The sequence below is a fragment of the Micromonospora echinospora genome, from assembly GCF_900091495.1.
GTDB classification, from domain to species: Bacteria; Actinomycetota; Actinomycetes; order Mycobacteriales; family Micromonosporaceae; genus Micromonospora; species Micromonospora echinospora.
This window is the reverse complement of the sequence record NZ_LT607413.1, coordinates 7,346,805-7,361,060: the sequence shown is the minus strand read 5'-3', so window position 1 is coordinate 7,361,060 and position 14,256 is coordinate 7,346,805. Positions and strand designations below refer to the sequence as shown.

At 69.6% G+C, this 14,256-nt stretch carries 8 protein-coding genes and 2 pseudogenes; 4 read left to right on the top strand and 6 right to left on the bottom strand.

Annotation, left to right across the window (positions count from 1 at the left end; all coding sequences use genetic code 11):
* Positions 1 to 329 precede the first annotated feature (329 nt).
* Together GA0070618_RS35600 and GA0070618_RS33770 are read right to left on the bottom strand one after the other, a co-directional pair.
* Positions 330 to 509 (bottom strand): annotated as a pseudogene (locus GA0070618_RS35600) (site-specific integrase); the annotation flags it as partial.
* Between the two features lie 236 nt (positions 510 to 745).
* Positions 746 to 1,372, bottom strand: coding sequence for a DUF4760 domain-containing protein (locus GA0070618_RS33770; protein WP_143740200.1), 627 nt, complete (start codon positions 1,370 to 1,372; stop codon positions 746 to 748).
* A 158-nt stretch (positions 1,373 to 1,530) separates the two neighbouring features.
* On the opposite strand from GA0070618_RS33770, the pseudogene GA0070618_RS31235 reads away from it, so the two are divergent.
* Positions 1,531 to 1,689 (top strand): annotated as a pseudogene (locus tag GA0070618_RS31235) (IS1634 family transposase); the annotation flags it as partial.
* Positions 1,690 to 1,971: 282 nt separating this feature from the next.
* Positions 1,972 to 2,802, top strand: a complete 831-nt coding sequence (locus GA0070618_RS31230; protein WP_088984848.1) for a PIG-L family deacetylase — start codon at positions 1,972 to 1,974, stop codon at positions 2,800 to 2,802.
* Positions 2,803 to 3,124: 322 nt separating this feature from the next.
* Here GA0070618_RS31230 and GA0070618_RS31225 read toward each other — a convergent pair whose 3' ends face one another.
* Both GA0070618_RS31225 and GA0070618_RS31220 read right to left on the bottom strand, forming a co-directional pair.
* Positions 3,125 to 4,372, bottom strand: coding sequence for an NAD-binding protein (locus tag GA0070618_RS31225; RefSeq protein WP_088984847.1), 1,248 nt, complete (start codon positions 4,370 to 4,372; stop codon positions 3,125 to 3,127).
* A gap of 75 nt (positions 4,373 to 4,447) precedes the next feature.
* The gene (locus tag GA0070618_RS31220) at positions 4,448 to 7,744 is read right to left on the bottom strand and encodes an NACHT domain-containing protein (protein ID WP_088984846.1); all 3,297 of its coding nucleotides are present in this window, start codon (positions 7,742 to 7,744) and stop codon (positions 4,448 to 4,450) included.
* Between the two features lie 250 nt (positions 7,745 to 7,994).
* Here GA0070618_RS31220 and GA0070618_RS31215 point away from each other — a divergent pair, with 250 nt between their 5' ends.
* Together GA0070618_RS31215 and GA0070618_RS31210 are read left to right on the top strand one after the other, a co-directional pair.
* Entirely contained in the window at positions 7,995 to 10,898 is a 2,904-nt protein-coding gene (locus GA0070618_RS31215) for a beta-N-acetylglucosaminidase domain-containing protein (RefSeq protein ID WP_088984845.1), read from the top strand.
* A gap of 87 nt (positions 10,899 to 10,985) precedes the next feature.
* The gene (locus GA0070618_RS31210; protein ID WP_157749047.1) at positions 10,986 to 11,864 is read left to right on the top strand and encodes an endonuclease/exonuclease/phosphatase family protein; all 879 of its coding nucleotides are present in this window, start codon (positions 10,986 to 10,988) and stop codon (positions 11,862 to 11,864) included.
* Between the two features lie 88 nt (positions 11,865 to 11,952).
* Here the strand turns inward: GA0070618_RS31210 and GA0070618_RS31205 are convergent, their stop codons facing one another.
* Entirely contained in the window at positions 11,953 to 13,782 is a 1,830-nt protein-coding gene (locus GA0070618_RS31205; protein WP_088984843.1) for a glycoside hydrolase family 15 protein, read from the bottom strand.
* Positions 13,775 to 14,251, bottom strand: a complete 477-nt coding sequence (locus GA0070618_RS31200; protein WP_088984842.1) for a hypothetical protein — start codon at positions 14,249 to 14,251, stop codon at positions 13,775 to 13,777. The genes GA0070618_RS31205 and GA0070618_RS31200 overlap by 8 nt, the downstream gene beginning before the upstream one ends.
* Positions 14,252 to 14,256: the final 5 nt, after the last annotated feature.

The following is a 14,256-nucleotide window of genomic DNA, read 5'->3' as shown; positions in this document are numbered from 1 at the left end:
TGGTCATGTCGTTGACGGGGCGCCTGTGGCGGGGGCGCGGGTGCGGGTGGCGTTGGGAAACGTGCTGACGACGCCCCCGTTTACCCCCCGAAAACCCTGGCCGACGCTGACCAACAGTGGCAAGAAGTGATCGCTCTCCGAGCTCGTCTGTGCAGGTCAATGCTTGCTTCCGGCGACTGGTGACAAGCTATAGGGCGGCTACGGTTGGTAACAAGGGGTCGTCGGTTCGAATCCGACCGTCTCGGAAGCACGCAGAAAGGCCGTTGACCGGAGCTTAGGCCCAGGTCAAAGGCCTTTAATTCATTCTGCGCCGGTAGGGTATTGCTGATCTAGACCGCGCGTAGCTGGGGGCCATCTGGGGACCGGCGGGCCTTCAAATGCGCGCTGAGTGCCGTTCCGGCATCGGTGATGGTCTGCCGGTCGGGGTGAAGGTACCGCTGCGTCGTGGTCAGCGAACCGTGCCCGGCAATCTTGCGGAGCACGTGCACCGGCACCCTGGCGTCAGCGGTGGAATGCAAGAGTTGGCGTCGTCCAGTTACGAAGCCTCATGTTCTCGCGCTGCGTGAGATCGTTGCTGACCTCGGCGCGGACAAAGACACCTCGCGACCTCGCGGAACGTCTTGATAGGGCTGTCACTGAGTGGGAACGACGACTTGACCGTGGCGAAGCTCGCTTAGCTGGTGGCGCTGATGGCTGAGCGGGCGCCGCTACCGCACCATCCAGATCCAAGCTGGCGACCACACCATCACCGCCGCCGCCCCCATACCCGCTGAACTACGGACAGCACTGGACTCGATCCACGGCGCGCGCCAAATGAGCCAAGTCGGGACGCGGGTGATCGAGGCGCGTCTCGACCTTCCTGCGTCCTGGCGTAACGAAGTCCGAGTTTCGCGTAGATCTTGTGTGGCGGATTTCGGGAGGCCCGGTGCGCGAGATCTTCCAGGTAGACGCCGGTCATGACGTCTCGCTTCCTGCGTTCTTCGTAGATAAAAGGAGCGACGCATTTCCAGACTTTGCGGATGCCAGGTCCATTGGCTCCGAGGATCAGTTCCTCGCCCACGACTCCGTGAGCCACGAGCTTGCCCAGATCATCGTACCGGCCAGCCACGATCCGCACTTTGGCCAAGACGTCGGAAGGTAGTTCGGAATAGGCGACAGGCTGGTCGAAATCCTTGTTCAGGTCATCATAGACATATCGCCGAGCCTCGTAGAACTCCTCCGTACGAAACTGGCTGAAGATCTCTAGAACGACCGGCAGAGAATACCCGGCAGACGCCGTCCGATTCTGCCGGGTGGCGAGAGCTCCAGAAACAGCCAGCGACGTAGCCGAGATGGCGATTGCCGCTATGTTGACGACGACTTCTGAGTCCACGCCGTCAACACTACGCGGTCCGGGCAACGTCGCACACCGCGAAGAGCGCGGTCGATGGACGCCGACTTCCTGCTTGCCGATCTCCGGGCTGGCCGGCGCCAAGAAGATCGGCACCCGGTTGGGGTATGCGCCCGCAGAGCAGGCGCGCCAACAGCCGGCTACTGCAGGTCGAGGAGTCCTTTCGGATGCCCAAGGCCGACCTGGCCGCCCGACCGATCCACCATCACACCCGCGAATCGATCGAAGCGCACCTGACCATCGTGTTCGCCGCCCTGGCCGTGTCCCTATGGATCGAGAACACCACCGGCTGGAGCATCAGGCCGGAGCATATGCCCTGGTAGGCGGCTTTTAATTCATTCTGCGCCGGCACGGGATTGATTGGCAGTTGCCGGGTAACAGGCGGTTCAGCTCAATTCGGGGCGGCAGCAAGCACCGCTGCGGGACGTCCGGCACCGATAGGTGGTCACTCGCAGGTCTTATCGGAGTTCACGCTACGCGCGGTCCAGATCAGCAACCGGAGCCAACGTATCTCGCCTCGTTTCAGCCGCCGCGCAGCGTGGCAATGCTGGTGGGTCGGACGTCCCTCGTATGGTGGTGGGGTGGCTGAGCGATCTCTGACGCTGATGGCGGTGCACGCGCACCCGGACGACGAGGCGACCAGTACTGGCGGCGTTCTCGCCCGGTACGCGGCGGAAGGGATCACGACGGTGCTCGTGACCTGCACGGACGGGCGGTGCGGCGACGGGCCCGGCGGAGTGAAGCCGGGCGACCCGGGGCACGACCCGGAGGCTGTGGTAGCGATGCGTCGGGCCGAGTTGGCGGCCAGTTGCGAGGCGTTGAAGGTCACGCATCTGGAGACGCTCGGCTATGCCGACTCCGGCATGATGGGTTGGGCGGCCAATGACGCTCCTGACGCCTTCTGGAACACGCCGGTGGCGGAGGCGGCCGACCGGCTGAGCGAGTTGATCCGGCGCTATCGACCCGACGTCGTCGTCACCTATGACGAAAACGGCTTCTACGGCCATCCGGACCACATCCAGGCGCACCGCATCACGATGTCCGCCGTCGAGCGGACGGACATCCCGGCGAAGGTGTACTGGACCACCGTGCCGCGTAGTGCGTTTCAGGAGTTCGGCCGCGTGATGAAGGAGATCGGCGTCGAGTTTCCCGAGCCGGACGGGCCTTCGGATACGGTGCCGCAGCTCGGCCTGCCCGACGATGAGATCACCACCTGGGTGGACACGAGCGGCTACGGCGCGCAGAAGTTCGAATCGTTGGCTGCGCACGCGAGTCAGGCCGAGAACATCTTCTTCCTGCAACTTGGCCAGGAACGTTTCACCGAGCTGATGGGCATGGAAACCTTCGTCCGGGTCCGCGACAAAACCGATGCGCCGACGCCCGAGGACGACCTGTTCGCCGGACTGCGCTGACCGAGCACGCATGGCGGTCAGGGCCGGATCCCTGCGCCGTGGTGCAGACGGATCTGTTCGACCAGGCAGATGCCCACGCGCGGGGCTCGGGCCTCGACGATCTCGCCGAGTTGACCCAGCACGCCGACAGCCGTCAGGGCGCTCAGACGCGTCGTCGCACTGTGGAAGCGTGCCCGCACAGGGCAATCCGCGTCGTGACGCTCCGGTCGAGTTCCCGGACGCGGGGCCACCAACCACGGGGCGTCGGTTCGAATCCGGCTGTCCCGACAGTACGCAGAACGGCCGTTGACCGGAGCATAAGCCCAGGTCAACGGCCTCTAGTTCATCCTGCGCCGACGGGGGAATGGTCGGCTGCGGTACCGGAGCTGACGGGTTGGGGCTGCTGGTGGTTGGTCAGCAGGTCGGCTACCTGTCCGGCGATGTCGTCGAGGGTCGCGTCCGGAACGGCGACGTGGGGCAGCCGGCCGGCCAGGGCGACGAGGTCGTCGTCTCTGGGGAGCCAGACGATGGGTAGCTCGGGGCGGATCGTCCGGGCGGCCGTCACGATGGTGAGACCGGTGTCGTCGTCGGGGGTGGTGACGACCAGGGCCCGGCTTCGGTCGAGGGCGGCGTGGAGCAGCGTGTCGGGCCAGCGTGCGTCGTCGACGATGACGGGGATGTCGCGTCGGCGGGCGGCGCGTACGCCCCGCGCAGTCGGTTGGGAGTCGATGGCGACGATCTCGTCGCCGGCATCGTGGAGGGCGCGCACGAGGTGTGTCCCGCGTTCTCCGAGTCCGGCGATCACGACATGTCCGCGGATCCCCGCCGGTGGTAGACCGGCGGCGGCGAGGGTCCGGCCCTGTTGGAGGGCGTCACCGAGGTAGACACCGGTGGTGACACTGCCCAGCACTGTGAGCAGCGCGAAGCAGACCTGGTAGAGCTGCACGGCGGTGCTGCCGGCCAGGTCCGGTTCGGCTGCGCTGCGCAGCAGTGTGATGTAGAGGGCCTGGCCGATACTGAGATCCTCCAGCACGGCGAGCAGCGTGGTGCTCAGCAGGGCGAGGATGAGTGCGACCAGGGCGACCCGCGCCGCCCGGGCCCGTAGCTGGTTGCGCACGATGCGCCGTGGGTACGGGGTGCGTCGCGCACCCCCGAGGGCCGGTAACGATCGAGGCCGGCGGGGCGCCGTGGAGGCCACTGCCGACAGGTATGCGCGGGCGACTGTGGACGCCGGGGAGAAACACCGGGCATCGTACGGAGCCGCGTCGGCGAGCAGTTCGGTCCGGATCACCAACCTCGCCCGCGGTTGGTGAGCGCGGGCCAGCAGAGCGTCGCGCAGCGCGGTGTCCTGGCGCAGGACCGTCACGGTGTCGACGAGCCCGCAGCGGGCCAGGACCTCGGCGTCGAGCCGATCGGCGACGAGCACCGACGCCGCACCGGGAAGCCCGGCGGATACCAGCTCCACGGCGTACTCCGGTACGGCCAGCGTCACCCTTGTGTCGGGTGCGGCCAGGAGGCGTCGGGCCACGGCGGCGGCGAGCGCATCGTCGCCGCACACGAGATGGTGGAGTTCCCGTTGGTCGCCGGACATGGAGTCACCCTAAGCGACAGAGGCAACACGATCGGAGGTGGCGGTCGGTCGCCGCACACATCGGGTTGGGGAGTTCTATCCGCCGTTCTCCGTAGCGGATTCCTGATCTGACGTGGTGTGGTGCGGCCGGGCGAACACGGCCTCGGCGAGGTCCGGGGCCGCGCGTTCGAGGTCCGGTTGGCGTCCGGCCTCGGTCAGGGCTGTGGCCAAGCGGGGGAGGAGATTCTCAGCCTCGGGTTCCCTGCTACCGGCCAGCGCACGTAGCGCCGTGACGAGCGCGCGGACGTCGATGCCATGTGCGTGTTCCCGGATGAGGTCCGAGGTGAGCAAGGCTCCGTACCAGTCTTCGGTGGCCCTTGACGCCACGAGGCAGTGAATCGCGCTGGCGGCCGCGCGCACAGTCATCCATCCCTCGTCGAGCTGCCGATGGACGATCTCGCAGACCCTCTCCGGCGGCAGGCGGTGCGCTTCGGCGCGCATGGTGCCCAGCACCATCTCCGTGGCGTCCCTGATCGCCGACGTGGTCCTTTCGCCCGACAGGGCCAGGTCCGCCACGGCGTAGGCGGCGTCATCGCAGGCGGCGACCAGTTCCTCGGCGGGGGCGTGCAGCGAGACCGCCAGCCACATCCGGACGAGGGTGTGCGCGACCGAGAGGTGGCTGCCATCTCCCCGCTGCGCGAACCGGTTCAGCGCCGCAGGTATCCGTCGGATCAACGGTTCCAGGGCGTGCAGCAGCGTGTCGTCGCTCAGGCGGCTGCTCAGGTGCATGGACCGGAGCGCGGGCGGTATCTCGAAGGCGGCCCTGAAGACCGCGTCGCGGCTCTCGCCGGGTCTGAGCCCGTTGATCCAGTACACGTCTGTCGGATCCGGGAGGTCGGCCGTCCAGCCGCGCGCGTGTTCGACGACGATGTCGCGGCGGCCGTCGTGCCAGGTGCGGGTGACCTTGAGGACCTCCATGGCGTCCATCCACATGCCACCCGGCACGGCGGCCTGCCACTGCAGAGCCGAGTTGCGCAGCCAGGTCGCCGGATCGTTGGTGCGGGTGAACAGGTCCGACGCCCGCAGTTCACCGCCGCAGGCCAGGGTCAGCAGGAAGAGGTTGAACGAGTAGGTGGCCATCCAGTGGTCGATGCGCTTGTCGACGGGGCGGTAGCGGCTCTCGGCGTACTGCGGGCGGGTCATGGCCTGGGCGGTGCGACCGGTCAACCAGGCCCGGATACGTTCGCGGTCGGGGCCGTCGAGCAGACCGGCGATGAACGGCAGGACCGTGGCGCGGGCGGTCAGCGGCGTGACGCCGAGCAGGGACCGCAGCAGGTCGTCGTCGTTCGACGGGCCCATGCGCAGGGCCAGCGTGCTCGCCGACTCGCGCGCCTCGGTGTCGCGAACGGCCTGTACGACGAGCCGGGACACGAGGTATTCGCCGAAGGTCGCGTGCAGGAACTCGTACGTCTGCCGGGTCTGGTCGTCCTGGACGGCCTGGGCGCGCTGGATGAAGAAGAAGCGCCCGACCATCTCCTGACCGGCGGTGAGCGGGCTGCGGAAGGCCTCGGTGCGGCCCGGGTGCGTCGGGGCGATGCCGAGGCTGGTGAGGTCGTCGTCCAGCTCGCGCTCGGTGACCCACAGGCGCAGGCGGTGGAACATCGCGAAGGCGACCACCGACAGGCGCAGGAGCTCCTGCTCGACCAGCCCCGGCACGGCCGGTTCGGGCTGTCCCGGGTGTACCCGGCGCACCTCACGCTCGGCGAAGGAGGCCAGCAGCCGTTCGTAGAGCTGACCGTCGTCGAGGGCTGCGGCGTCGTCCTGGAGAGCGTTGCCAGCGGCATCGTAGAGGGCGAGCATGAGCAGCAGTAACGGCTGTTCGGCGAGGTGCCGGAAGCGGAGGACCGCATCCGGCGTCAGGGGTCTGGCGAGCTGACCGGTCTCGTTCCAGACGGTCAGCCAGCGTTCGATCTGGACCTCGTCGAACGGCTCGAGGCGCACGGCGAGGGCACCGACGGGCAGGCGGGCGCGGTCCGCGACGGCGGTCCGGGTGGTGACCATGACCGCGACCGGGCGGCCCAACGCTGCCTCCCGCTGCTGGAACCGGGCGACCCGGTGCAGGTAGTCGGACTGGTGCAGGCCGGTGGCCTGTAGGAGTTCGTCGAAGCCGTCGAGGAGGATGACCGGCAGGGCGCCCTTGGCGTCGCGGGAAAGCTCTGCCCAGGACACCGTCTCGCCGATCGCGAGGCGCAGGGCCCGTTCGACCTGGCCCTGGATCTCGGCTTCGGCGGGCACCTCGCGCAGCGGGACCCGGCAGACGAAGAAATCGCCGGCGGGCAGGCGGGCGGCGAGGATCCGGGTCAGCGAGGACTTCCCGGCGCCCGGCTGGCCGAGCAGCAGCATCGGAGCCTCGGTGGCCTGGGGCGTGGTCAGGTGGGCGGCGAGGAAGTCGGCGAAGTCGTCGCGCACGTCGGCGCCGGCCCACCACTGGTCGTCTGCGGGACGTGCGTCCGGATCGGCCGCCCGGACCCGAAAGCGCGGATCGAGGTACGCGGCTCCGAGCGTCGGCAGGAGCAGGCCCTGCGTGTCGCCGCCGAGAACGGGACGGTCGAGTTCGGCGCGATAGGAGCGGGACAGCGCGGCCCGGTGGAGGCCCGGGTCGCGCCCCGAGCCGGCCCGCAGCAGCAGCGCCTCGAGACGTTCCAGGCCCCGGGCGGTGGCACGCGCCTCGAGGCGGTCGGCCCAGAACGCGAACTCGGGGATCTCCTCGGCGAGGCGGCGATGGATCTCGTCGTAGCGGGCGACGGCCGCACCGGGCAGCCGCCGGTCGAGCAGGTCGGCCAGCCTGCGACGGGCGCGCTCGTCGGCCCGGTCCCAGACGGCCAGCCCGGTGAGATGGTGGCTCATGCGGGTCGACTCTTTGGCGTACCAGGCCTCCAGGGCGGTCAGGAGGCTCGCATACGGGAGGTCGGGCGTCGGTAGCGGGACCGGCGTGCGCAGGAAGCGGTCGACCAGCGTCCCCTCACCCCGGTCAGCGGCGAACGCGAGCTGGTCCCCCCGGGTGAAACCGGGATCACGGAAGCCTGCCGTGGTCAGGCAGACGTCGAGCTCCTCGAAGAACGCGGTGACCACCAGGACGGCGTGCGCGGCCTGGAGTCGCTCGCTGCGGTCGTGGCGCCCCAGTCCGCGTACGGAATCACTGATCTTGGCCGTGACCACGCCGCCGAGCCGGACCACCTCGGTCTTGGCGTCGAAGAGGCTGATCGCGAGATCGCTGCCGCCCGCGGTCGCTACGGTGAGCGCGCCGCCGAGCAGGTTGTCGACGGCCTTCGCGAGCGGTCCGGAGCCACCCAGGATCCGGACGGCGTCGGCATAGGACAGGCGGTGCGGCATCGGTACATGATGACGCACCTGGGGAAGCGGCCAGGGCTGGGCGGACGAGCCCGGCTCTGTGCCGTGGCAGCGGGACCGGCAAGCGGCCGTACGTACGCCACCCACTCGCTCCCCATCAAGATCATGACTGCCGGCTCGGTCGGGGCCATTGACGAAGCTGTGTGGTCTAGCCCAGTATCTCCGAAAGCCGTCGTGTGCCCACCGCGTGCCACGGCTCCGGTCATGATCCTCACGTTCTAGGAGTGAGTCCATGCGAAACGGCCTTCGGAGACGTTGGCGCTTCCCACGTGCACTGGCCGGCTGCGTCCTCGCCTCGCTTGTCGGCACGGTCGGGCTGCTGGGCTCGACGTCCACGGCCGGTGGCGCATCAGCCACCCCGGCCCTCAATCCGCAGCCGCAGGAGTTGTCCGTCACCGGGACTCCGCTCGACCTGCCGGCCGCTCTGACGATCGTCCGCGGCACGGCCGCGGACCAGCCGGCTGTCGACGCCGTGGTGGCCGCTCTCACCGCGCACGACACGAGCGTCACCCTCACCAGCGCCGATCCGGGCGGCGGGGCGACCGTCTACGTCGGGGGAGCGCAGGAGACGCCCGCGAGCGCGGCGGCCCTGACCGCGATCGGTGTCCCCGCCCCGAGCGCCCTGCCGGGCCAGGGTTATCTGCTGGCCACCGGGACGGACTCCGGCGGCAGGCAGCGGGTGGTCCTCTCCGGTGGCGGAAAGGCGGGCACCTTCTACGCCGCACAGACCCTGAGGCAGCTCCTGACCCCGGACTCCTCCGGCGCACGGATCGCGCGGGTCACGATCAGGGACTGGCCGGCCTTCTCGTTCCGCGGCGGTATGGACTCGGCCAACCCCCCACCACCAGGGGTGGCCCTCTGGACGAAAGCCGACCGGCTGGAACAGGTGGAGGTTCTCGCCCGCAACAAGATGAACCGCTTCTTCTACGGCCCCGCAGCCGACCCGCGCACGGGTGGCAGCGGAAGCAACAACTGGCGGACCCCCTACTCGGCGGCGGAACTCGGCGACCTGCGGGAGATCGTCACCAAGGCCCACAGCCTGCACGTCGCGTTCGTGTACCGGATCTCCCCCGAGATGCCGCTGGACCAGGCCAGCGGCATCTGCCACTCCTCCGCCACGGAGCGCGCCACCCTGCTCTCCCGGCTCGACCAGATGTACGGAATCGGAGTCCGGCACTTCGTCATCGCCTGGGACGACGTCTTCCCGACGCGGCCGTTCTCCTGCGCGACCGACCGTGACACGTACGGAACCGGGGTCACGGCATGGGCCCGGGCGCAGGCCGACGTCACGAACTTCGTCCAGACGCAGTTCGTCGGCGCCCGCACCGGCATGGGCCAGCTGTACACGGTCAGCAGCGAGTACGCCGGGACGGCGGTCAGCAGTTACCGCACCGAGTTCGACAACCGGCTCGACACCGCGGTGGGCGTCTACTGGACCGGACCCGAGGTGCTGTCGCCGAGCATCACCAGGAAGAACCTCGACGACGCGCAGTTGGCCTTCCCCCGGCACCGCCTCGCGATCTGGGACAACTTCCCGGTCAACGACCAGGTCTGGGACCGGCTCCAGATGGGCCCGCTGGTCGGGCGCGAGGCCGCGCTCTCGGCTGCGCCCGGAATCCTGTTCAACGAGATGACCCAGCAGGGCCCCTCTCAGCTGCCCCTGCTCACCGCCGCCGACTTCGCCTGGAATCCGGCCCGGTACCGGCCGGAGGACTCCTGGTCCCGCGCCATCGAGACTCTCGGTGGGGCGAAGGCCGGCCAGCTCCGAACCTTCGCGGAGGTCAACCGCTCGTCGGTCATCGACCGCACCGACTCGGTGGCGCTGGCCGACGCCATCAGGAGCTTCCGCGACGCCCTCCGCACCGGAAACGGGGTGGACAGCGCCGCCGCCGCGCTCAAACAGAGGCTCTCCGCGCTCAAGACGGCCAGCACGGACCTACAGACCATGCCGACCAGCCTGACGACCCAGGCGCGACCATGGCTCCAGCAGACGGTGCGCCTCGTGGACGCGGCCACCCGCGCCGTGGACCTCCTGATCGCCGAGCGCGCCGGACAGGCCACCGTGGCGAACGGTCTCCGCCGGGAAATTCGTGACCTGCTTCCCGCGATCGCCTCGCACCCCGAGTCGGTGGCACACGGCGTGCTCCACCCCCTGGTGACCTTCGCGCTGCGTCGGGGCGTCGACCGGGTGGACTTAAGCGGAGACGGACGCGCCGATGTCCTGGCCGTGACGGGAAGCGGCACGCTGAACGCGTACGAGAACCTGCGTACCACGATGAACTGGCCGGAGCTGGGCGCCACCCAGACGGTCGGGCAGGGGTGGTCGACCTCGCAGCTGCCCGTCATCGGTGACCTCGACGGTGACCGGCTCGCGGACCTGCTCACCGTGAACAGCGCCGGGGCCCTGGTGCAGTTCCGCAACTCCGGGTCCTTCACGGGTGGCATGTTCGCTACGGGCGTCCAGGTCGGTAGTGGCTGGCAGGGGACGTTGGCGGTGCGCCTCGCCGACCTCGACGACGACGGGCGCGCCGACCTGCTGGGGGTGTCCCCGGGCGGCACGCTCACGGCGTTCCGCAACACCGGCATGCACAACGGTGCGGTCACCTGGGGTCCGGCCGTCCAGGTCGGGCAGGGGTGGAGCGCCGCCGAGCTTCCCTTCGTCGGCGATCTCACCGGTGACGGAAGAGCCGACCTGATGTCCGTCAAGTCCGATGGATCGCTCTGGCACTACCTGAACACCGGCAGCTTCACCGGAGGAATGTTCGCCGCCGGCCAACGGGTCGGTGCGGGCTGGACCGGTCACCTGGCCCTGCACGTCGTCGACCTCGACGGCGACGGACCTGCGGACGTGCTCGGCGTGCTGGCGGACGGGACGCTCGCCGCCTTCCGTAACCAGGGTGTGACGAACGGGCTGGTCAGCTTGGGACCCCGGACGTCGGTGGGCCAGGGATGGCACGCGAACATGCTGCCCTACCCGACCGATCTGAGCGGGGACGGCCGTGCCGACCTGGTCTCGATCAACGGCGAGGGGCGGCTCCTCACGAACATCAACGCGGGCCGCTTCGCGAGTGGATTGATGTTCCCGACGACGGCAGCACATGGTCCGGGATGGGGAGGAACCATCTTCCTGCGCTGACGAACTTCGATATCGACTAGCATCGCGGCGACAACTTTCTCCGCCGGCTGCGCTCAGGTCGGCGTCATGTCACTGGAAGGGACTGCCATGGAGAGTGGACGACGATGGTCGGCCCGTGGCGCGGCCGTGCTGGTCAGTGCGGTCGCGTTGGTGACCGGCCTGCTGCCGGCGCCACCCGCTGCCGCGGCGAACGCGGTCTTCCAGGCGGCGACGCTGAACATCTACCACGGGCTCAGCCGGGCGGACTTCGTCGCCGACCTGCAACTGATCACCTCGAAGGCGGACCTGGTCGGCCTCAACGAGGTGGGGGAGCGGAAGGACTATCTGCAGGACTGGGCCGCGGCGAACGGCTGGTGGTACTACGCGCCGGAGCCGACGAGCGCCGCGCAGGAAGCCCTGTTGGCCAGGAAGAGCATGTTCGACGTGGTCGACAAGGGGTCCGTCTTCGTGTGCGACACCAACGGGCCGGGCGAGGTGCCGCCCGCCCGCTACAACAACTGGGTCAGCTACCGGCACAAGGCGAGCGGCCGGAACGTCGTCCACGTCAACGCGCACCTGAACGCGAGCATCGAGAGCAACGGCCGGCCGGAGGACCTGCCGCGCACCCGGTGCGCCGAGGAGCAGATCCAGAACATCAAGAACCTGGCGGCCAGCAAGAAGGACGACGGTCAGGTCATCGTCAGCGGCGACTTCAACATCGACTTCAGCGCCGACCGGGCGTACGGGTACGAGAAGTTCCCGTGGAAGGTCTTCGAGGCCAACTCCCTGCCGAACCTGCGCTCCGTCTACAACCTCTACGGAGAGAAGGGCACCGGAACGCACACGTCGGGTCGGCACATCGACTACGTCTACTTCTGGAAGCGCGTGCCGGAGCACCAGGTCATGTGGATGACCGACTACAGCATCGTCGGCGGCACGAAGTCCGACCACGACGGCGTCGTGGCGACGTTCGCCATCCAGACGTAGGTCCCTTACCGGGGCCACCGAGGCGGGGACGGGCCGGGCCCGTCCCCGCCTCGGTTCTTGACGAGCCGGAGTCGGACTGCCGATGCGCTCAGGCGGATCCGCGATCGGTTGTCGGGGCGTCTCGAATGGCGAGCGCGGCCTGGACGAGCGCCGCGTGGGTCAGCGTCTGGGGGTAGTTGCCGAGGTGGGCGCCGGTCGCCGGGTCCAGTTCTTCGGCGTAGAGGCCGAGTGGGCTGGCGTGGTCGACCATCGCCTGGAAGAGCTCGACCGCTTCGCGACGGCGTCCGACGCGGGCGAGGGCCTGGACGAGCCAGAACGAGCAGGGCAGGAACGCGCCCTCCGTGCCGGGGAACCCGTCCCGCCCCGGCGGGTAGCGGTAGAGCAGGGGACCGCCGGCGGAGAGCCGGGACCGAATGGCGTCGATGGTGCCGTGCACCCGGGGCGATCCGATGTCGTCCAGGCCGAGCAGCGGCAGGACGAGCAGGGCCGCGTCCAGGTCGGCCGAGTCGTAGCTGCGGACGTAGCTGCCTGCCGCCGGGTCGAAGCCGCGCGCGCGAACCTCGTCGGCGACGGCGTCCCGTGCGTGCCGCCACCGTCGACGTTGGCGGTCCGCGAGCGGATGGGTCTCGGCGATGCGGAGGGCCCGGTCCAGGGCGAGCCAGCCCATGAGCTTGGAATGTACGTGTTGGGCGGGTGCGCGGATCTCCCAGATGCCGGCGTCGGGTTCCGGCCAGCGACGGGCGACCAGGTCGGCGAAGCCGCGCACCGCCCGCCACGTCTCGGTGGAGAGGCGCTGCCCCGCCTGCGCGAACGCCCAGGTGGCGTCGATCACCCAGCCGTAGCCGTCGAGCTGGTGTTGGCCTGCGGCGTCGTTACCGATCCGCACCGGGGCGCTGCCGAGGTAGCCGGGCCAGCCGGGCACCGGCCGCTCCGCTGGTACGCGGCGGCCGTGCAGGGTGAACAGCGCCGGCAGACGCGGCCGCTGGAGCCGGCTGGCGTGCAACAGCCAGGCGAGGAAACCGTGGGCCTCGTCGGGTTTTCCGACGCTCAGGAAGGCGCTGACGCCGATGCTGGCGTCCCGGGGCCAGACATAGCGGTAGTCCCAGTTCCGTGACCCGCCGGGGTCCTCCGGCAGTGAGGTCGTGGGTGCGGCCACCGGCGCCTGCGACGGCGAGTAGGTCATCAGTCGCAGGGTCAGCAGGCTTCGTGCGACGTGCTCCCGGAAGGGCAGCGAACTGTCGATCCCGGTGGTCCAGGTGCGCCATCGGCTCTCGTCCTCGATCAGCAGTTCCCAGGCGGCTGCCGGCTCGACGTGGATCACCGGTTCGCGGTGGGCCACCGCCAGGACGAGGGTGACCGCGTGGCCCGGCCGGACCGTGATCGGGGTGGGCCGACCGGGTTCGATGGGGAGTCGGGGTGCGCTGCCCAGAGCGACCGCGGTCGCCCCCCACTCGCACAGCAGGGCCCGGCCACGGTGGTCGACCCGGGGACGGCGGTGCCGTGCGCCGAGGCGGGGGTCGAACTCGACGACGGCGTCGACCGCCGCGCCGGCGGCCGACAGGCGCCGCACGATCAGGGTCGTGGGCAGCAGGCGTCCGCTGATCTCGGCCACCATGCCCTCGGTGAGGGTGAGCCGACCGCTGCCCACCGCCCACGTCGTCGTCAGTGTGGCGGTGTGCTGCCGGTAACGTCGTTCGACCACCGTTGCCGGCCGGGCCGGGCCCACCCGGTACGTTCCGGCGTCCGGGCCGCCGACCAGCCGGCCGAACAGGGGCTCGCCGTCGAAGCGGGGCACGCAGAGCCAGTCGATTCCGCCGTCGCCGGCGACGAGGGCAGCGGTGCGGGTGTCCCCCAGCAGCCCGTAGTCGCTGATCGGCGCCGGACGCCGACGGCCTGTCACGTCCGACCCGTCAGTCATGGTCGAGGAGCAGGCCGAGGACGACCCCGTACATGACGTGGACGACGACCGTGACCGCGGGAGTCTGGAGGCCGTAGTTGAGGCCGAACAGGCCGGGTGGCTCCAACACGGCCGTGCTGGCCGGGCCCGCCCGCTCCGAGGCCATGCGCGAGTGGACACCGGGAAGCAGCGGCAGGAGCACCGTCAGCGCTATCCCGACGTGCAGCATCCCGAACAGCGCGCCGATCCACCAGGTCGCGCGGTGCAGCAGCGCGAACGCGGCGGCGTACCCGAGGGCGAAGCCCTGACCGGCGCAGAGGTGGATGACGAATCCGATGACCCGGGCCCGGTCGGGGTCCTCGGTGACGAGCGTCCCGAGCACCAGGGGCAGGTCGAGGCGGGTGAGACCGGCCAGTTGGGCGGCGATCAGCGCTGCGGTGAGCACGGCGGTGGCGACCAACCCGAACAACGCCCAACCGGCCCAGTCCATCTCAG